We start from the raw sequence: 22,229 nt of genomic DNA, 5'->3' as shown, positions 1-22,229 counted from the left end.
ATGTTTGATGTCGGCTTCTCGGAGCTTTGCCTGATCGGTTTGGTCAGCCTGCTGGTGATCGGCCCCGAACGATTGCCGAAAGTAGCCCGGATTGCCGGGTACTGGCTGGGCAAAACGCGCGGCATGGTGGCTTCGGTCAAGGAAGAAATCAAACTGGAGCTGCAAGCCGAAGAAATGCGCCAGATATTTAAAGAGCAGTCCGCTCTGCACGACGACGTCCAGCAAATGCTCGACGAGACGTCCAACTCGCTTAAAGCCACATTCGACCCGACGCAGGCGGCAACAAAAACGCAGAACGACGACATCGTGCGATTACCGTCAGATAGCGCCGAACAGCATGAACCCAAATAAATATAACGAGGGCGAACAACCCTTTATCAGTCATCTGATTGAACTGCGCAACCGCCTGTTGCGAGCCATTCTATGCGTGTTGATCGTGTTTCTGGGGCTGGCGTCATACGCCAATGAAATATACAGCTTCTTGGCCGGCCCCTTGCTTCAGCACATGCCGAAAAACAGCACGATGATCGCTATTGACGTGGCCTCCCCTTTCTTCACGCCGTTCAAACTGGTGTTGATCGTCTCGGTTTTTATTTCCGTTCCCTACATTCTTTACCAGTTCTGGGCGTTTGTAGCGCCAGGCTTGTATAAGCGCGAACGGCGCATGATTTTACCGCTGCTGATTGCCAGCACCCTGCTGTTTTATATGGGCGTAGCCTTTGCCTACTTCGTGGTTTTTCCGTTGGTTTTCGGCTTTTTGACCGCTGCCGCACCCACTGGCGTAGCGGTCATGACCGATATTGCCAAGTATCTCGATTTCGTCTTGGCGCTGTTTTTTGCGTTTGGCGTTTGTTTTGAAGTACCTATATTCACCATCGTATTAGTCTGGACCGGAATGATCACGCCCGAAGGTCTTGCCGACAAACGGCCTTATGTGATCGTCGGCGCGTTTATCGTAGGGGCCGTTTTAACGCCCCCCGACGCCATCTCGCAAACATTGCTGGCGGTGCCGATGTGGATGCTGTTTGAGCTGGGCCTGTTATGCTCAAGGCTTTTCGCACCCAAGCCTGACAGCCATTACCCCGCCCCGGATGACGCCGAAACGGAAGCCCCGCTGGATCGGATTGAACACCAAGAAGATGAATAAGACATTGGGAAGCGCTATTTACAAAACGGAACCCAGTTCCACGCATAACTGACCGATTAGCTGCCGGTTAAAACAGCCAAAGATCCGGGCATCAATATATCGACAGAGAGCGCCGACCCGACAACCGGCAAAAGTAGGCTCTCAGCAGGCAGATTGCGGATGACAGTATCATAAAAAAGACAGTACAATACGCTGCGTCAGAAAACAGATGTTGAGTTAAGGGATTCCTAAATTATTAGGTTGTCCGGTTATCAATGTTGTAGTTCTGTGTTAACCGTAAGTTTTTATTTTAGGAGTTTCAAAATGGCAACAGGCACCGTAAAGTGGTTTAACAACACGAAAGGTTTTGGTTTTATCGCACCGGCTGACGGCGGCGAAGACGTTTTCGTTCACCATTCAGTTATTCAGGGCGAAGGCTTTAAAACCCTGACTGAAGGCGAAACTGTCACTTTTGACATCGAATCAGGTCCCAAAGGCTTAACCGCCGCTAATGTGCGTTCTAACTAAGAATGTCCTGATCTAAAAAAAAGCCCTTGTGAGCCGACTCACAAGGGCTTTTTTTTATCTCTCGTTTTGAAAACTATTTTAAAGGGCGGCCTTTGGCGTCTTTATTGATATGACCGCCAAAAAGCAGAGCGCCTTCTAAAAAACCCCACAACGCGGCAAATCCAGGCAGTCCGGTTACATAAAGCACCACGGTCAACATTAACTGGGCAAAACCAAGCCGGTAAAAACCCAGGTAAAACCGATGCACGCCTGTCCAACCGAAAACTATTCCCAACACGGCGGCCAGGTATTTATATTTAACCGCTTTAGGCGGCTCCAAATACGCGCCGACCAAGTTAATATTGCTCGCAATTGTTCCGTCAGCGTCAAAGTTAACGTCATCGCCCTCATCGGGAGGTACATCGGCGACCCAATCCTCCAAATGAAACGTAAACAACCCGCCCTCATTTTTTATCACCCCGGTTTGCTTATCGGGATCATAGCTTTCAATCTGTCCAATCATTTATCATCTACCTTTAAAATAGGATGCCGCATCGGCCGTCTTCGCCCTGTGAACATTACAATACCGGTATAATCCGGCTTTTCAAGATCAATCATCATACAAACGCACGGCTAAAACATCGCACCGCGCATGATGCAGCACTCCGTTTGCGGTCGACCCCAGCAACAAGGCGAAGCCATGCCGTCCGTGCGAACCGACTACGATCAAATCCGCATTGTTTTCTTCCGCAACCCTGATGATTTCCAATTTAGGGCTGCCCGTTTCCAGCCACCGGCAATCTTCAGCAATATTCAATCTTTCTGCCAAATTGGCCAGTCTCTTTTTTGCCGCCGTCATTAATTCTGCGGTTAAATCAAGATCAAAAGGGATCGTCGAACCATAAGCCGCATCGGCAATCAGTAAATTGTCCATCACATGCACAATACTCAGTTTTGCCTGATATTTCCCGGCCAAATCTTTTGCTCTGTCGGCAACGGCCTCGCCGTGCTCGGAAAAGTCGGCCGCCAGTAATATATGTTTATAGCTTTCCATCATTTCTCCTATTCAACGCCGGCAACTTCAGGAAACAACAAAGCCATCGCCTGATAAGATCCGAATATGTATAAAAACGCCAAGCCTAAACTAAAAACCAAGGTTTGTCCCAGCGCATCGCGAATAATATGCCCGGTAACGGCCCAATGCCAAATCATTAAGCCCATTGTCACAATAAATGCCAATAAAGAGCCTTGCCCGATCACCATTGAGCCCATTGCCGGCAGCGCAAAAAAACTGATTACCGCATCGGCGCCTAATAAGGCGCTGGCGGTTTGATAAAATCGCCCCCGCTTTCGAACAAGATATAACAAAACCCAGCTGAATACGACAATCAACAAGACCGAAACAAGGGCCTGTAGCAGCGAATCAAGCCACTTCGTACCGAGACTGACCATTAAAAAGCTGACGATAACGTCGGCAACGGCCAACACCCGCAACAACCATAGGGAATACGGCAAATCCTGCGGGCCTTTTTTAAACAGGCAAATATCGAATAACAGCTTTATGATTTCAAACATGATTTCCCCGGTCGCCCCTGCACCATTATTTAGCCGCTTCGATCTTTTCCTCGGCGTCCATCCAGGCCGCTTCCGCTTCATCCAGCGCCTTATCGATTTTTACTTTCCGCTCCATCAATTCTTTTAACCGCTCTTTTTCCGATTCGGCATAAATCGCAGGATCGGCCAATTGCTGCTCCAATTGCCGCTGTTCATTATGATATTTTTCCACCGCAGCTTCAGCTTTTTTCAGCTCATCGAACAAAGGCTTGTGTTTTTGCCTGCGTTCTGCGTCCAGCTTTCGCTGGTCTTTCCGCGATACGGTCTGAACAGTATCGGCAACGGTTTTTTCCTCGCCTTTTTTCTGCTCCGCCAGCCACATCCGGTAATCGTCAAGATCGCCATCGAAAGGCTGCACCTTGCCGCCTGACACCAATAATAACTGATCGGTCACCGAGCGCAATAAATGCCGGTCATGCGAGACGACGACTATCGCGCCTTCATAGTCCTGCAAGGCCACACTCAAGGCGTGGCGCATTTCCAGGTCCAGGTGGTTGGTCGGCTCATCCAGCAGCAACAGGTTCGGATTTTGATAAACCAGCAGCGCCAAAACCAACCGCGCTTTTTCGCCGCCGGAAAAGGGTTTGACGGCTTCCAACACCTTGTCGCCGCAAAAGTCGAAACCGCCCAGAAAATTGCGCAAATCCTTTTCTGTCGCCTGCTTGTTCAGTTGCTGCAAATGCCACAACGGGCTTTCATCGACGCGCAGCTGCTCCAGCTGGTGCTGGGCGAAATAGCCGATTTTTAGCGCTTCCGCTTCATTCCTGTTGCCGGATAACGGCTGCATATCGCCTGCCAGCACCTTGATCAGACTGGATTTGCCCGCGCCATTCGGCCCCAGCAAGCCGATACGGTCGCCCGGCGATATGGACAAGCCTGCCTGCTTGATAACGCAGGCAGGCCCGTAGCCAATATCGACCTTATCCAGCGTTAACAGGGGATTCGGCATTTTTCCCGGCTTGGCGAAACTGAAATCGAACGGCGAATCGACATGCGCTTGCGCAATCAACTCCATCCTTTCCAGGGCTTTGATCCGGCTTTGCGCCTGTCTCGCCTTGGTCGCCTGCGCCTTAAAGCGGTCGACAAAGCTCTGCATATGGGCGATTTCCCGTTGCTGCTTCAGATAGGATGATTGTTGTTGCGCCAGCTTTTCGGCACGCATGCGTTCAAAGGCTGAGTAGTTTCCGGTATAGATTTCGGCCTTATTCTGTTCGATATGAACGATGTGATCGGTGATGGTATCCAGAAAGTCCCGGTCATGAGAAATCAGCAATAAAGTGCCGGGATATTTGCACAACCAGTCCTGCAACCAGATCACCGCATCCAAGTCCAAATGGTTGGTCGGTTCATCAAGCAGCAATACGTCCGAACGGCACATCAAGGCCTGGGCCAGATTAAGACGCATGCGCCAGCCGCCGGAAAACGAGTTGACCGCATTATTTTCCTGATCCGAACTAAAGCCCAAGCCGTTCATTAACCGTGAAGCACGGGCCTGTGCGGTATAGCCCCCGATGGTGTCCAAGGCCGCATGCAATTCGGCCTGCTTCAAGCCGTCTTCGGCCTGTTCGGCGGCAACCAATTGGGCTTGCAAGCGTCTTAACGGCTGATCGCCGTCAATGACGTAATCGATCGCAGAGCGAACGACGGCCGGCGTTTCCTGGGCGACATGAGCGATTTCCAGCCCCGGCGGCATCGAAAAATCGCCCTCATCCAAATGCAAATCGCCCCTGACCAGCGCAAAAAAACTGGATTTGCCCGCGCCGTTTGCGCCGGTAAAGCCCACTTTTTGGCCTTTGTGAATGGTGAAAGAAGAGTTGGCAAACAACACCCGCGCGCCGCGGCGGAGGGTTATATTTCTAAAATTTAGCATTGAGACTCAAGACAAAAGGCGAAAGAAAAGCATGTTGTGGAAACTGAAATTGGGTGAATATGGCCTACTCAACTTACCAGACACAATCGACATCATAACCGGCAAACAAACCATCTTTGCCTACAATAGTTAATTTCTCGACCATAGCCTGCGCAATAATCAAACGATCAAAAGGATCTTTATGATAAAAAACCAAGTTGGCCAAACGATCTAAGCAACTGGGTGCAATGGGCAATAAATCGATTGCATTGCCGTAAACATGATCATCAACTAACTGCTGAATGCTGGGATTAAGATTTAACCGTCCCAAGCTGGTTTTAATAGCTATTTCCCATAAGCTGGCAATACTTAAAAATCGCTCATTTTTAGGATCTTCAATCAGATTTTTTGCTAACGCACTTAAATCAGGATGTCCTTCAATAAACCAAATAAAGGTATGCGTATCGAGTAACAATCTCACGGCATATAATCCTTAAAATCATCCAAGGGTTCATCAAAATCTTCAGCCATGCTGATTAAACCTTTAGCGCTACCGAATCTAGGTTGTGGTTTTTTGGGGTTAATTTGGATTAACTGAAAAGTAGCACCTTTATCATCGGTAATAATAACTTCTTCACCTGTGACAACTTTTGCAGTCAGTTCTTCAAGCTGGTTTTTGGCTTCCTTAAGCGCGATTGAATACATGGCCGCCTCCGCTAAAACTTAAGCGTCCCGGCAAACGCAAAAAATAAAATATTCAGCACGGCCAAGCCGATCACTAGGTAGATGGTTATCTGCATGCCCAATACTCTTTTCTTAAGATCCTTTGCGGGAAGCCCCAGTGCATGAAGTATTCGCCCAATTAACAGCGTAACACCTAAAATATGGATAAGTATTTTCGGCGCGCCGTTTAATTCCAGCGTTAACAACAGCATCAATGCGATAGGAATATATTCAACGGCATTGGCATGAGTGCGAATGGCCAACTGCAAGGCTTCATTTCCGCCGTCGCCCACGCTGATCCGGTTTTTTCTGCGCAGTTTTATTACCGAAAGCGTAAGCCGCACTATTAGCAAGGCTGCGAGGGAGGCATATATTGATGTAATCATGGCTGTTTAACTCAATAAAAAGGATTCGAAATAATAAAAAAGGTAGCCCCGACCGAAACGTTTGGTCATTGTAACTATGTGAAAAAAACCGTAACTCTTCGACCCATCTAACATCTTCTTGACGCGACTTTCTCTTAAAAACGATGCGCAATACCCGCCGCTTTCATGATGCTATTGGCCGTGTGCCGTGATTTACAAACATGATTTACGGTAACGGATACACCTTTTTCTGATACCCATATTTCATGAGACCCTTTGCCGGTGCGAATCAATCGGTATCCGTGTTTTAGCAATAGCTCTTTGACCTGTTTTTCATAGCCATTCATACAGCAACGGGCGGCTGAAAAAACGATAAATGCGTTACGGCTTTTACGCGCAACTTTGGCTTATCCAGCGTGAGTAACTCAGGCACCAACTCCCACACTTCTTTTTCCAACTCGTCTAAAGTTTCCGCTTCGACAACCAACCCTTTTAAATCAGGGCTGGTTGCGACATAAACATTCGCTTCGTTATCGTGAATAATTTCAACTTTAATTAAAAGCGGCATGCCCATTTCCGCAAAAAATGTTGCACATGGCCAGCCCAATCGATACATGATATTCTCCTAACTACGCTTTTTGCAGTCCTGTAGGGTACGCGATACGCACCCTACATATTGAATCTTAAGCAAACCGCTCAATCATCTTTTCCGCCTGCTCGGCAAATTGCTCAAGATTGCCTCTTTTGACGGTTTCCACCGGAATAACCAGCGCGGTGCTCAGATTAATATAGATATATACATAGCGTTTGCCGTATTCGACCCGGACCAGGTCGCTCCAGGCCATTTTATGCTTGCCGCTGGGCGACTTCTCCAGCAGGTAATTAGGATTGGCGGGGTCTATGGTTAAAACATAGGTGCCGAACATATTGTGCTTTTCTTTATAGGTATAGTTCTTAAGAATCTGCCTGCGCAAATCCAGCATCATGATCTTGGGCGACAGCAACGCCCAGAGTATCGCAATAACGACGATGTACCCCGATGAAGTCATATCGCCGTAATAAAAATAATAAAACGAACCGATAAGCCCCATGACGCCCGGCACTATCCAGCGGTTTTTTCTTATATTGCTCTGTATCTCTTCATTTCTCATGAATTGTATTTCATTAAAATGAATTAAATCTTCTTCGCGGAATTCGTATTCAATTTCAAACATGTTTTTGGTCTTGGTCAATAATGATAAAAAAGTAACTACGCAGGCGTAGGTACATAAAAAATTTTAATGCATTTTAATTTTTGCATGGGCGCTGCGCCGGAACAGGTTGGAAAGCGTCAACATCGCCGTCCTAAAATAGCCGTGTATCGCCACCTGATGCATTTTGTACAGGGACAGATAAACCACTCTGGCGATAAAACCGCCGATACTGACCGAACCCATCAGGTTGCCCATCAGGTTGCCGACCGTGGTGTATTTGCCGAGCGCCACCAGCGACCCGTAATCGAGATAAGTGTATTTCACCGGCTTGCCGCCCTGTAAGCGGTTGACTATCGATTTGCTTAACGTCGATGCCTGCTGATGCGCCGCTTGGGCTCTCGGCGGCACATTGCCGTCGTGTCCGGGCCACGGGCAGGCCGCGCAATCGCCTATCGCAAAAATGTTATCGTCGCTGGTTTTTAAGGTTTCATCGACCACCAACTGGTTGATCCTGTTCACTTCCAGGCCGTCCAGGTCTTTCATCCAGTCCGGCGCTTTAATGCCCGCCGACCAGACTTTAAGATCCGCCGGTATTATTTCGCCGTCATGGGTATGCACGGCGTCCCCGGTCACTTCAACCACCCGGCGGCCCAGCTTAAGGTCAATGCCCAGCTTGACCAGTTGCTGCTGTGTCGCATTAGCTAACTTGCCGGGCAATGCGGGCAACAATTGCGTGGCCGCTTCGATAATGGTCAGTTTTACATCGCTGGATTCATCCAGACCGTAAACCGCCAGCAAATCGGTCACCTCGTGCAATTGAGCCGACAGCTCGACGCCGGTGGCTCCCGCGCCAATGATAACGATAGACAAGGTCTTGTCGGCGGCTGTGCCCGCATGGCTTTTGATATACGATTCGACCAGTTGTTTTTGAAACCTGAAAGCCTGCGCGGTGGTATCGAGGAACAGGCAGTGTTCCGCCACGCCCTTGATATTAAACGTGTTGCTGATACTGCCGACCGACATCACCAGCGTATCGTAGCTGAACGTGCGCCGGGGGATTAATTCTTCGCCGCTGTCGCTGAACGTCGGGCTGACATAAATTTCCTTTTTCTGCCGGTTCAGGCCTTCCATCCTGCCCAGCCTGAAGCGGAAATGGTTCCGGTGCGCCTGGGCCAGATATTCAATCTGCTCGGACTCATCCAATGTACCGGCTGCAACCTCATGCAACAACGGCTTCCAGATATGCGTCGGCGAAGCGTCCAGCAACATGACCTCGGCCAAGCCTTTTTTACCTAATTTTTTACCCAAACGGGTGGCAATCTCAAGTCCCGCCGCCCCGCCGCCAACAATCACTATCTTGTGTTTTTCATTATTATCAGTCATTGTCATCCCCCTCAAAAAACATTATTTTTCTGCACGATAGCATTATATCGAATCAACTCCATTGTGACCGATTTTACTCAGCACGGATTGGGGATGAGCTGAATTTTGATGAGGCGGGCGCCTGATTTAGCATAATCGCTTGAAGCCGGAGCGACTCAAATCAGCAGACAAACCGTCAGGCCCCGTTAAGCACAATCGCATTCGCCGATGTCTTCAAACCAAAGCTGCGGCGATTGCTCGATAAAGCGCGACATCAGCGCGATACAATCGGGATCGTTCATTTCAACAACTTTCACCCCGGCTTCTTTGAGCCAGTCCAGGTGGCCTTCAAAGTTGACCGATTCGCCGACCACCACGGTGCCGATATTGAATTGCCGGATTAACCCCGAGCAATACCAGCAGGGCGCCAACGTCGTCACCAAAATCTTGTCGCGATAATGGGTTTGACGGCCGGCTTTACGGAAGGCGTCTGTTTCGCCGTGAACGGAGGGATCGTTATCCTGCACCCGGCGATTACGGCCGCGTCCAAGCAGGTTGCCGTCAGCGTCGAACAGCGCCGCGCCGACCGGTACACCGCCTTCATCAAAGCCGGTTTGCGCTTCGGCAAGCGCCACGGCCAGCATGTCTGCATAGTTCATCGAGAGTTCTCCTAAGGTGGGCATATCGTTGCAAAACGGTTATACAGGCATTTTAGCGCCAAACGCAAAGTCATTATTCATAATCCAGGGCAACATATCTAAAAATCAGCACTACTCGCCTGTTATAATGCCTGTCTTTTTAGACGCATTAAAACAAGGGTTGGTTTTATGAATTGGGGATACACTTTTTCCGGTCTTGCTGTAGGTCTGTTGGTGGGGTTGACCGGCGTGGGCGGCGGTTCGCTGATGACGCCATTACTGGTTTTCCTGTTCGGATTCAAACCTTCCGTCGCGGTGGGCACCGATCTTTTATTTGCCGCCATCACCAAAACCGGCGGCGTATGGGTGCATCACAATAAACACAGCTCGGTAGACTGGAAAATCGTCGGCTGGTTGGCGCTGGGCAGCATACCTTTTGCGCTGGCCACCTTGTTTGTACTTAAACATTTTATGGAAGTCGGCAAGGAAACCACGGGGGCGATTACGTTTACGCTGGGCATCGCGCTGGTGCTGACTTCGATCTCACTGATCGTGCGCAGCGTGTTATTAAACAGGGCGGCAAGACTTAAACCTATTGATGACGAGCACAGCACCCCCGAGAATGCCGGGCGCTTCAAGCATCTGCAAATTCCCGCCACGGTGCTGATTGGCGCGGTGCTGGGCGTATTGGTCACTCTGTCGTCTGTCGGCGCGGGCGCGCTGGGTACCGTTGCACTGTTATTTCTCTATCCCAGAATGACCACGCTGAAGATTGTCGGTACCGATCTGGCTCATGCCATTCCGTTGACCGCAGTCGCGGGACTGGGCCACCTTAGCCTGGGCAATGTGGATTTGATTTTATTGGCCAGCCTGCTGCTCGGCTCGTTGCCGGGCATCTGGATCGGCAGCCACCTGAGCGCAAAGATTCCGGAAAGATTTTTACGCCCGGTTTTAGCTTGCATACTGATGTTGATCGGGCTTAAATTCGTATTGCAGTAAAAATCCGCATTCACGCGCGCCGAAAACGCCTGGAATACCCATGACCCGGAAATATAGCGCCGGCTTACAGCATTGACAGCCAATGGCGTAACCGGACCCAATTTCTTAGCGGCCGCGACCGGATTGTGCAGTTTCTAAAGCAAAAATGGGCCAGGGAACTGGATTACCGCCTGATAAAGGAGCTATGGACTTTCACGATGCGCGTATCGCGGTGCGCTTTGCCTATGAGTGGCATGACGATTCGGGCAACTGGTTCCGTTCTTACGGCAATGAAAACGGGGAATTCGACCCAAACGGCCTGATGCAGCGCCGCATAGCCAGCATCAACGACTTGCCGATTAACGAGACGGAGCGGAAATTCCACTGGCCGCTGGGACCAAGACCCGACGCTCAGCCCGGCCTGTCAGAACTTGGGCTTTAAGGCCATTTTAAAGCCTGTTGTCTGTTGATTTATCTGAAATAAAGCTTATATTCGGCCAAGAAGGCACTGCGGCTTCGCGGCTGCCATAACAGAAAAAATCAACAGGCAGGTGTATCATGAATGAAAATTCAACTGATCAAACCGGTCTTGAAAAATCACACGACTTGAAACGGCTGGCGGCGACCGTCTATCTATGCCAGGTACTCTCTTTCGCATTTGCCGGCTTGCCGTTGCTGGTGGGGGCGGTTATAAACTTCATGAGGCGGGATGACGTCCGGGGAACCTGGCTGGAATCCCATTTCGACTGGCAAATCAAGACCGTCTGGATAGCTCTGGCCGGTATGGCGTTGGCCGGATTGACTTTTGAGTTGGGCATCGGCCTGTTTATCCTGATTGCAACCCTGCTACTGATGATATACAGAATCGTAATCGGATGGATGGCCCTGAATTCCGACCGGCCGGTTAAAGAGCCATCGATTTGACTTAAACCGCCTGGAGCTAAGGAGTTTAACTCCAGGCGGTTTCAGCCGCATACGGCCGGAAGCCCCCGCATTTAATCCTTTCTTAATATTTCCCTGACTATACTTTGACGCTTGTAACACTACTCGCAGCTTATGACTATGCCCAACCAAGGAAGCCTGCCCACCGTTAAAAAAACCGCCCTGCCGCTGACCCTGATAGCCGGATTAATGCTGCTTAGCGGCTGTCAGACGCTATCGTCGCTTTTTTATCAGGAAACGGCAAACCATCAGATTCCTCAACCCGAAACCATCGCCACCCACGAATTCGACCTGTCTGACGGCGAAAACATGGTCGGTGCGATTGCCGCAATCGATAGCCGCGAAAACGATACGCTGCCGGATATTGCCCGGCATTTCGGCCTGGGCTATAACGACATCAGCATAGCCAATTCCGCTGTCTCCCCCTGGACTCCCGCGCCGGGCAGTCATGTTTTGCTGCCTTTACAATTTATACTTCCCGACTCGCCTCACAAAGGCATAGCCCTGAATCTGGCGAATATGCGGCTGTTTTATTACCCCCCAAAACAACCCGGCAAAGTCTACACCTATCCGGTAGGCATTGGCCGCCAGGGCTGGAATACGCCGATGGGACTGACCAGCATCGTCGCCAAAAACGCCAATCCCAGCTGGCGCGTCCCCGAATCCATTCATCGCGAACACGCCGAAAAAGGCGATTCACTGCCCGCGGTAGTCGATGCCGGACCGGACAATCCGCTGGGGCTTTATGCAATGCGCCTGGGCGTCCCCGGTTATTTAATCCACGGCACCAACAAACCCTACGGTATCGGCATGCAGATCAGTCACGGCTGCGTGCAGCTTTATCCCGAAGATATTGAAGCGCTGTTCAAAAAAGCGACGGTCGGCATGCCGGTACACATCGTTCACCAGCCCTATTTGACCGCATGGCGTCAGGACATGTTATACCTTGAAGCGCATGAACCCTTACAAAAATGGACCAAGGATAAAGCCAAGCTGAAAAAACAGGTCATCAGGCAGTTACATGAAATCGGCGCAAAAAAAAGCGTCGCTGTCGATTGGGAAAAAGTCGAACGCATACTCCGGCGCTCAGACGGCATTCCCACGCCGGTGCTCATGCACAGCCCCGATATAACGCAAATATCGGCAAACGCCTTGCAGTTGAAACATCCCGGCCGGTTCTATGACCAACCGGTTATCCAGGAGCTAAAAGACAGCGACTGGTCCGTTTTAGTAGCCCGCTTTAATGACGAAACGCAAGCGCAACAACTGGCAACCATGCTTAATCACCAGGGACCGGTCATACCCGCCCGTAAAGTCCAAAAAGACGATGCCTACCAAGTTATCGCCGGACCTTTTAAGAGCAAATCGGAAATGAAAGCCGCCGTAAAACGCATCAAAATGGATTTTGAAATTGATGCCGAACCGTTAAAACCCCGTTCAACATCTGTGAATTAAATCAGCCCCCATCCCCATCAGGTTTTCTGTGTATCGGCAGAGTGAAATAAAAAGTGGCGCCTTTTCCGGGCGCGCTATCGAAACGCAACGTGCCGTCATGAGCTTCGACCAGAGAGCGGCTGATCGGTAAGCCCATACCCATGCTATCGGTCTTGGTGCTGTAAAAAGGCGTTAATATTTTTTGTTGCTGGTCCTCATCGAGTCCCGGCCCATTGTCTTTCATCCTGACCTGTATGCCGTTATCCCCCACCAATCCGCTATGGATGGATAACTGGCGCTGCTGTTTCGGCGGTAAGTTTTGCAGCGCGTCAACGCTGTTTCGGATCAGGTTGATGATGACTTGTTCGATTTGCACATAATCGACATAGATAGGCGGCAGGTTGCTTTTCAGCTCAAAGGTCAGCCTGATGTGGTTTCGTTTAAGTTCGGCGCTACACAGGCCGGCAGCGTTATGAATTAAATGATTAACATCGGCCGTTGAACGGTATTTTGCATGCGCTTGCACAAACTCCCTCATGCGATGAATGATCCACCCCGCCCTCAACGCCTGCTGCTGGGTTTTATGCAATATCTCGGTGAGCTTTACCAGATCGGGGTCTTCCGTGTTAATCAGGTTTAAACTCACTTGCGTATAGCTTGAAATCGCAGACAGGGGCTGGTTGACTTCATGGGCGATGCCCGACGCCATTTCGCCCATCAATCCGCGGCGAGTGACATGAGCGAGCTGATCCAGATGATCCTTGTCTTGCTGCTCCCGGTACTTACGCTCGGTGATGTTTTCATGGCTGAGCACCGCCCCCCGGCGAGAACCTCGCAATGGCGACACGTTCATGTAAAACCAGCGTTGCTGATCGGATAAATGACACGAATACTCCAGCTGAAATGTTTCCAGCTCGCCGGCCAGAACCGCCGCAATGCCGATATGAGCGGCGGCTCCCTGATCGCCATAAGATTGATTGAGTCCTCTTTTACAAGCGTCCAGATAATCAAATCCCGGCATAGCTTGACTGCCGTTTTCCTTGCCAAACCGCCGCCACGCCTTGTTGACCGCAACGATAACGCCCTGCGTATCCAGCACGGCGATCTGCGAGGTCAGGGAATCCAGTATGCAGGCTTCGACGCTATCGGAAATAACCGCAAGTTTATTCTCCGCTTGCTCCGCCTCAGCTTGAAGGTGTGTAGCGCCGGAGACAGACAAGATGCGGGGAATAAGATGCAGCCTCGGCACAAGAATCGCGACAGAGAGCGCCGCCGCAAAGGCTTTAAACAGGCCGTCCAGCCAATATAAAGGCAGCCAAATCATGATAACCGACAGTAAGTGCGTGGCGCCGCAGGCGACAATAAATCCGGCGAACAAGGCAAACAGCCACGGATAGGGTAAATTTTTACGCTGCCGGATAAAACGGACGACCCCCAGGAAAACGGCATAAAAGGAAAGCGTGATCAGCAAATCCGAAATAACGTGCAGCCAAAGCAATTCCGGGCTACAGCTCAGACAATAGCTATAAGGGGTCTCGTTTTTAATACCAAAAAACTCAGTCATACGGGAACATTGCAGGTATCGGATAAAATGAGGAAATGCACCGTCATAAAAAACCGGAGCCCAAAACAGGTCTGAGAGTCAACGCCCCTCGATAGCGCCGTTTACATGCAGCCGACATCATCAAGGCCGACAATGCCGCACGGGTATGTTTAAAATAGAGAATCGAACGTTTGCAATCAATAAGTACGGTTACTTATCAATAACGTAAAGGTTTTAGGTGTTTTTGGGCGATTATCCTTACCCGTGAACCCCATCCAACCGAGTTATGAATGAGGGTGGCGCCGTTTCGCTCCGGTGGAGCGGACTCAAGCCTTGCCCAAAATAGCGTAACAAACCGGCGTCAGTATCAGGCTGGCTGCCATGCCCAGCAACAGGCCCGCCGACAGGGACAAGGTCATCGGAATCAAAAATTGCGCTTGCGGGCTGGTTTCCAGCAGCGCCGGCAGAAATCCGGCGAAATTGGTCAGGAAGGCCAAAAAGATCGGCCGAAACCGCGAGGTGCAGGCGGCGCAAATCAATTCCGTAATCGGCTTTTCCGGGTCGTGGTTCTCTTTCATATAATCCAGCAGCACCAGGCTGTCGTTGACAACCACGCCGCTGGCCGCGATCATCCCGACCAAGGATTCCATCGACAACGGCAAACCCGCCAGCCCGTGCGCAATGACCGCCCCGCACCAGGCGACCGGCGCGGCCAACAGGAAAATCAGCGGCTTCAGGTACGAGCGGAACGGCACCGCAATCAGCACATAAATCACCAGCAGCGAGATCAGCGTGTTTTGTTTCAGCGCCTCAAGCATGGATTGCTGTTCCTGGCGATCCTGGCCGATGGTTGCGCTCAGGCCGGGATGATTCAAGCGCAAGTTTTTCAGCTCGCCGGTTTCCAGCCCCGCATAGATCGCGTTGACATCGGCTTTTTGCCGGTCGACCCGCGCCTGCACTTTCAACACCCGGCGGCGGTCTTGCCGGATCAGCTTGGCGACGCCGGGGGTTAATGTCACTTTAGCCAACGTGCCTAAAGGCGCATGCTGGCCGTCCGGCAGTTGCACCGGCAGCGCCGCCAGACTGTCTAACGACTGGCGTTCGTCGCGCGGATAACGCACCATCACCTTGACTTCATTACGCCCGCGCTGCAAGCGTTGCACTTCATCGCCATAGTAGCCGTGACGGACTTGCTCGGATAAATCCTCAAGCCGCAGCCCCAAGCGCTCCGCTTCCGGCTTCAAGGTCAAGCGGATTTCCGGCTTGCCCGGTTCGCTGGAGTCGACCACATCGTAAACGCCGGGATAGCCTTCAAGCGTGCGCTTGAGTTCAGCCGCGGCTTTAGGCAGCATCTCGGAATCGGTCGCGCCGAGATCAATCTCGATGTCGTAAGGCACGTCGCCTTCCTTGTACAGAAAATCGATCTTGGTGCGGCCCAGGTCGCCGATACGTTTGCGCCACATATTGATAAAATCTTCGACGACTATCCGTCGCCGGCCTTCCTCCGAAAATTCGGTCCAGAAACCGGCGCTATGCTCCCAGATCATGGTTTCCAGTCCGACAACGACGCCGGCTTTCTTGGGATCGCGGTTTGCTCCGTCCAGTTCATCTCGCAGCGCAAAAAACGCCCGCTCCACCTGTTGCGCCCGGCCGCGCACTTCGCTGTAAGGCGCATCCTGCGGCGATGCCAGGGAAACCCAGAAACTGTCCTTGACCACATCCGCCTGCAGGGACATGCGCAGCCTTCCGCTGTCCAGCCATGCGCCGCACAGGAGTATCAACACCATGAAACCGGCGACGCACAGGTAGCGCCAATTCAGTGCGAATTGCAGAAACGGGCGGTAGTAACGCTCGACAAAGCGGTCCAGGCCGGCATTGAGCTTGCCCCGTAAACGTTCCAACCGGGAATAAGCCGTTACCGAGCGATTGGGCCCGGCCAGATGCGACGGCAAAATCAGCAAGGCCTCGATCAGCGAAAACACCAGGGTCAAAATCATCACCAGACAGATCGGTTTCATCATCTGCCCGGCCCATCCGGGCAGGAACAACCCCGGTAGGAACGCCACCAAAGCCACCATGACCGACAGGATCACCGGCAAGGCCACCGCCTGTACGCCGCTGATCGCACCGGCAAGACTGGCCTCGGCATCCTGCCCGTCCTGCTGATGCGAATGCACGCTTTCGCCGATAATGATCGCGTCGTCGACCAGAATACCCATCGCCAACAGAAAACCGAACAACGACAGCATGTTCAGCGACACATCCAGCATCGGCATCAGCCACAACGCGCCCAGTACCGACGTGAAAATACCGACTCCGGCCCAGACCGCCACGCGCAAGCGCAAAAACAAGGTCAACACCAGGCATACCAGCACGAAGCCGCCGAGGCCGTCTTCCACCAGCGTGCGCACCCGCTCCTCGTAAGCCTGCGAATCATCCCACCAGGTCGTCATCGCCAGACCTTCCGGCAGTTGCGGCTGCATGTCGGCGACATAGTCCTTAACCCGGCGCGCCACGTCGACAGAACTGTATTTGGTATGGATTGCCCAGCCCTGGGCGGTCTCGCCGTTATAATGCCATTCCGACAGCCGCTCTTCGAGGCCGTCGCGGATCACGGCAACCTCGCCGAGACGCAAGCGCGTGCCGTCGGCATGGGTGCGCAGCACCAGATCGCCGATACTGGATGCGTCCTTGGCTTTGCCCTTGACCCTGAGCTGCAATTCGCCTGACGGCGTTTTCACCAGTCCGCCCGACTGGTCCAGCGAGGCGCGGCGCACGGCTTCGGTGACATCGTGCAGGGACAGGTGGTATTGATTCAGTCTGGCCGAAGACACCTCGATAACGATTTCATAAGGAATTTCGCCATAATTGATTACCCGGAACACGCCGGGGATTTGCTCAAGGTCGGCGCGAATGCGCTCGCCGAAACGTTGCAATGTCAGCGGATCGGTAGGGCCGTGTAAAGCCACCCAGATGACGCCGTCATCGCCATTGCGGGTGGCCGGTTGCACGTCGATTTTTTCCAGGTTTTTCGGCAGCCGGGGAATATTTTGAATGCGTCCGCGCAGGGAACTGATAACCAGATCCTGATCGTAATCCGGCAACACCCAGACCTTGACGGTGCATTCGCCCTCGAGAATCACGCTGCTTTGCCGTTTGATCCCCGGCATATCGCTGATCGCCTCTTCGATGCGCACGCACACCGATTCTTCGATTTCCAAAGGCCCCGCGCCCGGATAATTTGCCGTAATCTCGATCTGTTGCAGGTTAAAACGGGGAAACACCTCCTTGTCCATCACCTTAAAACCGACGATACCGCCGATAATGATCAGCATCATCAACAGGTTGGCCGCCACCGGATTGGAGGCGAACCAGGCTAAAAGGCCGGTAGAACGATAGTGTGATGAATTATTCATGAGTTAGAGGATGTTACGCACTGTCCACGAAAGACACGAAAAGACGAAGAGCTAACAAAGGCAGCTGTGTTATAGCTTAGTTGTTTTCGTCTTTCGTCCTTCGCCTTTCGCCTGATAATCATTCGACCCTGACCTTCATGCCTTCCACCGGCACATGAATACCGGACGTCACAATCCGGTCGCCTGCGTTCAGGCCGCCTTTCACCAGAATACGATCCGGCTCATTGCGCAGCACCTCAAGGCGGCGGATATGCAACCGCAGTTCGGCGTCAACGACCAAGGCCTGCTGCGAGGCGTTGATTGCAACCTGCGGCAGCACAAACAGATTTTGCTGTTCCTTGCCCAGTACCTGCGCCTGCACAAACAGCCCGGCCAGCAGCGGTGAGTTCCGGTCTTTTCGGCTATACGGATTGAGCACTTCGGCCACCGCATAGAGCACGCCGGTAGTGTCATCCAGCTTGCCTTCGCTGCGCACGATACGGCCTTCCCAGGTTTGCACGGTTCCTGCGAAGTCGGCGGTGAATGTCACTTTGGGACAGGTCTCGCCGCACTGCCCTTCTCCCAGCGGCAAATCCAGATAGGCCAGCTGATCGGTCGGCAACGGCAACCTGATTTCGGCCAGATCGGTCGAATAGATGCGCGCCAGTTTTTCGCCGGCTTGGATGGTTTGGCCCAAACCGACCAGCTTGATTTGCAGGCGTCCGGTAAACGGCGCGCGCAATTCGCACCGGCTGCGCTTGGTCTGGGCTTGCAGCAGACTGGCTTCGGCGGCTTTAAGTTTGGCGCGGGCTTCGGCCAGTTGCGGCTCATGCATCGCCAGCGGCGAAGCCGTTCCTTCGCCCAAGGCTTGCCATTCATTATGCGCCTGCTCGGCCTGGGCCTCTTCCATCGCCAATTGCCGTTTGGCTTCGGCGATTTGCGCCTGGGCTTGGGAAATAGCGTAGTCATAATCGCGCGGATCGATAGCCGCCAACAGGTCGTTGCGGACAAAAAAGCCGCCTGCGACAAAATCGGGATGAAGCTGGATGATTTTGCCCGAGACTTCCGGTATCAAATCGATTTCGTTGCGCGGCGCGACGACGCCTTGAGAATGGACATCAAGCCGGAGCGATTGCGGTTCGACCTGAATCACGGTAACCAGCGGCGCTTCAGTGTTCGGCGTTTGCAGCGTCATTTGCGGGCGCGTCGCAATAACAGCCCAGGCACTGGCGATGCCGGTCAGCAGCAATACGACAGGCAATAAGATTTTCAACCGGCTTGTTCCAATCATCAAATAACGTCTCATAAATGTTTTTTTAGGCGAATGGCAAAAGGCAAAGGGCGAAAAACCTAAACATCAACACGACGCCCTTCGCCTTTCGCCTTTCGCCTTTCCTCTCAAACCCCGCCCCCCAAGGCCAAATAAAGATCAATCCGGTTGCTGAGCAATTGCCGTTGCACGTAAAGATGCGCGCTTTGGGCGTTCAGGGTGCTGCGGTAACTGTCCAGCAATGTCAGGATTTCGATCAGGCCTTGGCGGTACGAATAGATAGCGAGCTTTCGGCTGGCTTCGGTTTGCTCGACAGCTTCCTTCAGCGCCCGCTCCTGCTCCCTTAACCAGGATTCCGCAGCCAGCGCTTGTTCCACTTCGCGAAAGGCGTTAAGCGCCGTACTTTGATATTGATTAAACGCTTCTTCGGTGCGCGCCTCATTCAAATGTATTGCCGCCGTCAGGCGGCCTCCGGTGAAAATGGGCTGCACCAGTCCCATAGCCAAATTCCAGGCGACGGCGCGGGGATCGATCAGCTCAGTCAGCGCCGGGCTGCCTGTGCCTCCGGCAGCGGTCAGGGTGATCCTGGGCAACAGCGCTTTTTTCGCGCTTTCCACGCGGGAATCCGCCGCCCGCAGCCGCGACAAAACGGCGACCAGATCGGGCCGCCGCGCCAACAGTTCCGAGGGCAAGCCTGCGGATAAAGCGGCCGGCGGCGTCGGCAAGGCTGAGCGCTTTTTAAAGCTATTGCCGGGATAGCGGCCCAGCAACACTTCCAAACGGCGCGTGACGATTTGCACCCGATTGCGCGCACCGGCCAATTGCGCTTTGGCATTCTCCAGATCGGTCAACACCAAGCGTAAATCGAGGCCGCGGGTCAAGCCACGGGCAAACCGGCCGCGGACCAGATCGACGATAGTTCTGCGGTCCTTGGTCGATTGTTCGGCGACCTCGGCCTGGAGGTTAGCCTCGATCAGTTCAAAATAGCTTTGTGCGGTGCGCGCCGCCAGCGACAATCCGGCGCCGTGATAATCGGCGGCAACGGCTTCGGCATCCTGTCCGGCTGCTTGCTGGGTGGCTTTGATGCGCCCCCATACATCGATTTCCCAGCTCATCGCGAACAGCGCTTCAAACGCGCCGCTCTCGCTGTTTGTTATGGCCGCGCCGCGCTGGTATCCCGCGGCAAAAGCCAGCTGCGGCCAACGCGCCGCGCCGTCGATGCGCGCCTGCTGCCGAGCTGCATCGACGCGGGCGGCGGCGGCTTTCAGGTCATAGTTATGGTTCAGCGCATCCTGCACTAATGCGCTTAGCTCCGGGTCGGCAAACGCGACTAGCCATTGTGTCGCAATGGGCTTATCGGATGCATTGGCGGCTGTCCATTGCGCCGGAGATGGGGTCATGTCGGTTGCATTGCGCTCCGGCGTCGTAGCGCATGCCGTCAGCAGCAGCATCATGCAACCTAGCACGCACAAACTTACTGTACAAATCCTGCCGGGCAAATTACTGCTCCACAGTCACAAAGGCTATTTTGGCGATCCCGGCGTGTTGCACAGTCGCCATGACTTCGGCAACCTTGGAATAAACAACGTCCTGGTCGGCATATAAATGCAGGCCGATCTCGGGGTTTTGCACGAGCTCGTTCTTCAACGCCGTTTCCAATGCGGCCAAGTCGGCCATCGGCAGTTTGTTCAAGGTTATCGCCCCCTGCGCATCGATGCCGAGCTGTAGCGGCTGATCTTTGGTATCCGCCGTGGTCTCGGCGGTTTTCGGCAAAGTCACGCGCACCGATTGCGTCAGCATAGGCGCGGTCACCAGCAAAATAATAACCAGCACCAGCATCACATCGACCAGCGGCGTGACGTTAATCTCGCTCATCGCTCCTTCATCTTCCGATTGCGGTTTAAAAGCCATGCGTCTATTCCTTAACTTTACTGTCTGTGCCGAAGACGATATGCAGAAAGCTGGCGACGAAGTTTTCCAAGCCGGCGCGATGCTGTTTGACCCGGCGCAGGAAGAAGTTATAAGCCAATACGGCCGGTACCGCGACGGCGATACCGATTGCGGTGGCGACCAGGGCGTCGCCGATCGGACCCGCCACGACATCCAGGCTGGTCGATCCGCTGGCGGTAATTTCATGCATCGCATGCATGATGCCCAATACGGTGCCAAACAGGCCGACGAACGGCGCGGTGCTGCCGATGCTGGCGAGCATGGTCAGGCCGCTCTCCATCAGATGTTGTTCTTTCTGCATTTGCTCACGCATCGCTTGTTCCAGCAGGTCAGCTTGGGCGCCGCAATATTTAAGCTGCTTGCCGTCGGACAGACGGCTTTCATTGAGCCAGGTAAAGCCCTGTTGCGCAATCCGGGCCTGCGGGCCTATCGCTGTGTCTGCCGGAACCGATTCGGCTTGCGCCAGATCGCCTGCATCCCAGAACGCGGCGTGAAAGCGCCGGTTACGGTAACTGTTATTGGCAAATTCCCAGATTTTAAAAAGTATCACCGTCCAAGTGGCCACCGAAAAAATCAGCAGTGTGTACAGGGTACCGTCTATGATGACTTCCGGTGAAATATGAGTGGGCATTAATGTCTCCTTTTTTATTTATTAATTGAGGTTAAGCGCTGTCCACGAAAGACACTCCAATTTCGCACTGTCCATTGGACTGTGCATATAAGTAAGCAAAAGTTTTTTAACCAAATGAAAAAACGTTTGTCTCCTTATTTACCATGAAGAACACGAAGATCATGAAGAAGAAAAATAACTTCACGCCCTTCATGCTCTTCACGCTCTTCATGCTCTTCATGCTCTTCATGCTCTTCATGCTCTTCATGGTTACGTTAAAAGATTTTTGAACGACTACTTATTAGTTATTCAAAACAAAGTTAATGGGTACGATGACCGAACTGGACACCGCTGTGTCGCCCCGTTTGGCTGGAATGAATTTCCATTTCTCGACCGCTTCAATGGCGGCCTCGTCAAGTACGTCGTGGCCGCTGCTGGTTTGCACGGTGATTTCCTCGCTATCGCCTTCGGCGGATACTCTGACCAACAGACGCACGGTACCCTCCCAGCCCCGGCTGGTAGCAATCCGCGGATATTTAGGTTTCGGGTTGGAGCCGTAGTTGGCGTTGAAATTCGCTTCGGTAAACGGCGTTGCGGCCGGCTTGCTGGGGGCGGCGCTTGCCGCTACCGGCGGCGCACTGGATGGCGCGGGCAGCGTTGACTCGGACATCGGCAACGGTTTCGGCAGCTCCGCCTGTTTGCGGACGACCGGTTCTTTTTTCTTGACCGG

Annotated in this window: 24 protein-coding genes and 1 pseudogene; 7 read left to right on the top strand and 18 right to left on the bottom strand. The window is 52.7% G+C overall.

All coding sequences use genetic code 11. From position 1 onward, the window contains the following. The 3 genes from tatB to V3O24_RS06310 all read left to right on the top strand — a co-directional run bounded on the left by tatB (position 1) and on the right by V3O24_RS06310 (position 1,654). On the top strand, positions 1-351 hold the full coding sequence (gene tatB / locus V3O24_RS06320; RefSeq protein ID WP_104424460.1) for a Sec-independent protein translocase protein TatB: 351 nt from the start codon (positions 1-3) through the stop codon (positions 349-351). Then, a complete protein-coding gene (gene tatC / locus V3O24_RS06315; protein WP_331306631.1) occupies positions 338-1,147 on the top strand; it encodes a twin-arginine translocase subunit TatC in 810 nt (269 codons plus the stop codon). The genes tatB and tatC overlap by 14 nt, the downstream gene beginning before the upstream one ends. A gap of 303 nt (positions 1,148-1,450) precedes the next feature. Continuing rightward, positions 1,451-1,654: a cold-shock protein gene (locus V3O24_RS06310; RefSeq protein WP_104424458.1), complete on the top strand. Its 204-nt coding sequence runs from the start codon at positions 1,451-1,453 to the stop codon at positions 1,652-1,654. 73 nt (positions 1,655-1,727) lie between these two features. On the opposite strand, the gene V3O24_RS06305 is transcribed toward V3O24_RS06310, so the two are convergent. From V3O24_RS06305 to V3O24_RS06255, 11 genes are all read right to left on the bottom strand, one after another. Then, positions 1,728-2,156: a TM2 domain-containing protein gene (locus V3O24_RS06305; RefSeq protein ID WP_104424457.1), complete on the bottom strand. Its 429-nt coding sequence runs from the start codon at positions 2,154-2,156 to the stop codon at positions 1,728-1,730. Between the two features lie 87 nt (positions 2,157-2,243). Further along, positions 2,244-2,687 carry a universal stress protein gene (locus V3O24_RS06300; protein ID WP_331306640.1) on the bottom strand — a complete coding sequence of 148 codons (444 nt, stop codon included), beginning with the start codon at positions 2,685-2,687 and terminating at the stop codon, positions 2,244-2,246. 8 nt (positions 2,688-2,695) lie between these two features. Further along, positions 2,696-3,208: a hypothetical protein gene (locus V3O24_RS06295; RefSeq protein WP_331306630.1), complete on the bottom strand. Its 513-nt coding sequence runs from the start codon at positions 3,206-3,208 to the stop codon at positions 2,696-2,698. 25 nt (positions 3,209-3,233) lie between these two features. Next, the gene (locus tag V3O24_RS06290) at positions 3,234-5,117 is read right to left on the bottom strand and encodes an ATP-binding cassette domain-containing protein (RefSeq protein WP_331306629.1); all 1,884 of its coding nucleotides are present in this window, start codon (positions 5,115-5,117) and stop codon (positions 3,234-3,236) included. A gap of 73 nt (positions 5,118-5,190) precedes the next feature. Continuing rightward, positions 5,191-5,577 (bottom strand): type II toxin-antitoxin system VapC family toxin, encoded by a 387-nt coding sequence (locus tag V3O24_RS06285; protein ID WP_331306628.1) that lies wholly within the window; start codon positions 5,575-5,577, stop codon positions 5,191-5,193. Further along, positions 5,574-5,801: a DUF2281 domain-containing protein gene (locus tag V3O24_RS06280; protein WP_331306627.1), complete on the bottom strand. Its 228-nt coding sequence runs from the start codon at positions 5,799-5,801 to the stop codon at positions 5,574-5,576. Before V3O24_RS06280 ends, V3O24_RS06285 begins: the two co-directional genes overlap by 4 nt. A gap of 11 nt (positions 5,802-5,812) precedes the next feature. Continuing rightward, positions 5,813-6,205 carry an MAPEG family protein gene (locus tag V3O24_RS06275; protein WP_331306626.1) on the bottom strand — a complete coding sequence of 131 codons (393 nt, stop codon included), beginning with the start codon at positions 6,203-6,205 and terminating at the stop codon, positions 5,813-5,815. Between the two features lie 322 nt (positions 6,206-6,527). Then, entirely contained in the window at positions 6,528-6,752 is a 225-nt protein-coding gene (locus V3O24_RS06270; RefSeq protein ID WP_331306625.1) for a DUF1902 domain-containing protein, read from the bottom strand. A gap of 115 nt (positions 6,753-6,867) precedes the next feature. Further along, positions 6,868-7,398 carry a YcxB family protein gene (locus tag V3O24_RS06265; protein ID WP_104424451.1) on the bottom strand — a complete coding sequence of 177 codons (531 nt, stop codon included), beginning with the start codon at positions 7,396-7,398 and terminating at the stop codon, positions 6,868-6,870. 63 nt (positions 7,399-7,461) lie between these two features. Continuing rightward, positions 7,462-8,760, bottom strand: a complete 1,299-nt coding sequence (locus V3O24_RS06260; protein WP_331306624.1) for an NAD(P)/FAD-dependent oxidoreductase — start codon at positions 8,758-8,760, stop codon at positions 7,462-7,464. A 185-nt stretch (positions 8,761-8,945) separates the two neighbouring features. Then, the gene (locus V3O24_RS06255; protein ID WP_331306623.1) at positions 8,946-9,398 is read right to left on the bottom strand and encodes a nucleoside deaminase; all 453 of its coding nucleotides are present in this window, start codon (positions 9,396-9,398) and stop codon (positions 8,946-8,948) included. A 168-nt stretch (positions 9,399-9,566) separates the two neighbouring features. Between V3O24_RS06255 and V3O24_RS06250 the strand changes: the two genes are divergently transcribed. The 4 genes and pseudogenes from V3O24_RS06250 (at position 9,567) to V3O24_RS06235 (ending at position 12,752) form a co-directional block, all read left to right on the top strand. After that, positions 9,567-10,376 carry a sulfite exporter TauE/SafE family protein gene (locus V3O24_RS06250; protein ID WP_331306622.1) on the top strand — a complete coding sequence of 270 codons (810 nt, stop codon included), beginning with the start codon at positions 9,567-9,569 and terminating at the stop codon, positions 10,374-10,376. A gap of 18 nt (positions 10,377-10,394) precedes the next feature. Further along, positions 10,395-10,797, top strand: a pseudogene (locus tag V3O24_RS06245) (nuclear transport factor 2 family protein); the annotation flags it as partial. 116 nt (positions 10,798-10,913) lie between these two features. After that, complete coding sequence (locus V3O24_RS06240; protein WP_331306621.1) at positions 10,914-11,279, top strand: hypothetical protein; 366 nt, start codon at positions 10,914-10,916, stop codon at positions 11,277-11,279. Between the two features lie 138 nt (positions 11,280-11,417). Next, complete coding sequence (locus V3O24_RS06235) at positions 11,418-12,752, top strand: L,D-transpeptidase family protein (RefSeq protein WP_331306620.1); 1,335 nt, start codon at positions 11,418-11,420, stop codon at positions 12,750-12,752. A gap of 1 nt (position 12,753) precedes the next feature. Here V3O24_RS06235 and V3O24_RS06230 read toward each other — a convergent pair whose 3' ends face one another. The 7 genes from V3O24_RS06230 to V3O24_RS06200 form a co-directional block, all read right to left on the bottom strand. Then, positions 12,754-14,295, bottom strand: coding sequence for an ATP-binding protein (locus V3O24_RS06230; RefSeq protein WP_331306619.1), 1,542 nt, complete (start codon positions 14,293-14,295; stop codon positions 12,754-12,756). A 305-nt stretch (positions 14,296-14,600) separates the two neighbouring features. Beyond that, complete coding sequence (locus V3O24_RS06225) at positions 14,601-17,690, bottom strand: efflux RND transporter permease subunit (protein ID WP_331306618.1); 3,090 nt, start codon at positions 17,688-17,690, stop codon at positions 14,601-14,603. 118 nt (positions 17,691-17,808) lie between these two features. Next, positions 17,809-18,960 carry an efflux RND transporter periplasmic adaptor subunit gene (locus V3O24_RS06220; RefSeq protein ID WP_331306617.1) on the bottom strand — a complete coding sequence of 384 codons (1,152 nt, stop codon included), beginning with the start codon at positions 18,958-18,960 and terminating at the stop codon, positions 17,809-17,811. A gap of 107 nt (positions 18,961-19,067) precedes the next feature. Beyond that, positions 19,068-20,393 (bottom strand): efflux transporter outer membrane subunit, encoded by a 1,326-nt coding sequence (locus V3O24_RS06215; protein ID WP_331306616.1) that lies wholly within the window; start codon positions 20,391-20,393, stop codon positions 19,068-19,070. A 46-nt stretch (positions 20,394-20,439) separates the two neighbouring features. Further along, positions 20,440-20,850, bottom strand: a complete 411-nt coding sequence (locus V3O24_RS06210; RefSeq protein ID WP_331306615.1) for a biopolymer transporter ExbD — start codon at positions 20,848-20,850, stop codon at positions 20,440-20,442. A gap of 4 nt (positions 20,851-20,854) precedes the next feature. Next, positions 20,855-21,520 (bottom strand): MotA/TolQ/ExbB proton channel family protein, encoded by a 666-nt coding sequence (locus tag V3O24_RS06205; RefSeq protein ID WP_104424438.1) that lies wholly within the window; start codon positions 21,518-21,520, stop codon positions 20,855-20,857. A gap of 280 nt (positions 21,521-21,800) precedes the next feature. Then, a partial coding sequence (locus tag V3O24_RS06200; RefSeq protein ID WP_331306614.1) for an energy transducer TonB occupies positions 21,801-22,229 on the bottom strand: 429 nt, incomplete at its 5' end.

It is taken from the genome of Methylobacter sp. Wu8, from assembly GCF_036440755.1.
GTDB classification, from domain to species: domain Bacteria; phylum Pseudomonadota; class Gammaproteobacteria; order Methylococcales; family Methylomonadaceae; genus Methylobacter_A; species Methylobacter_A tundripaludum_A.
Note: the sequence above shows the minus strand (reverse complement) of the source record. Positions and strands in the feature narration are given on the sequence as shown.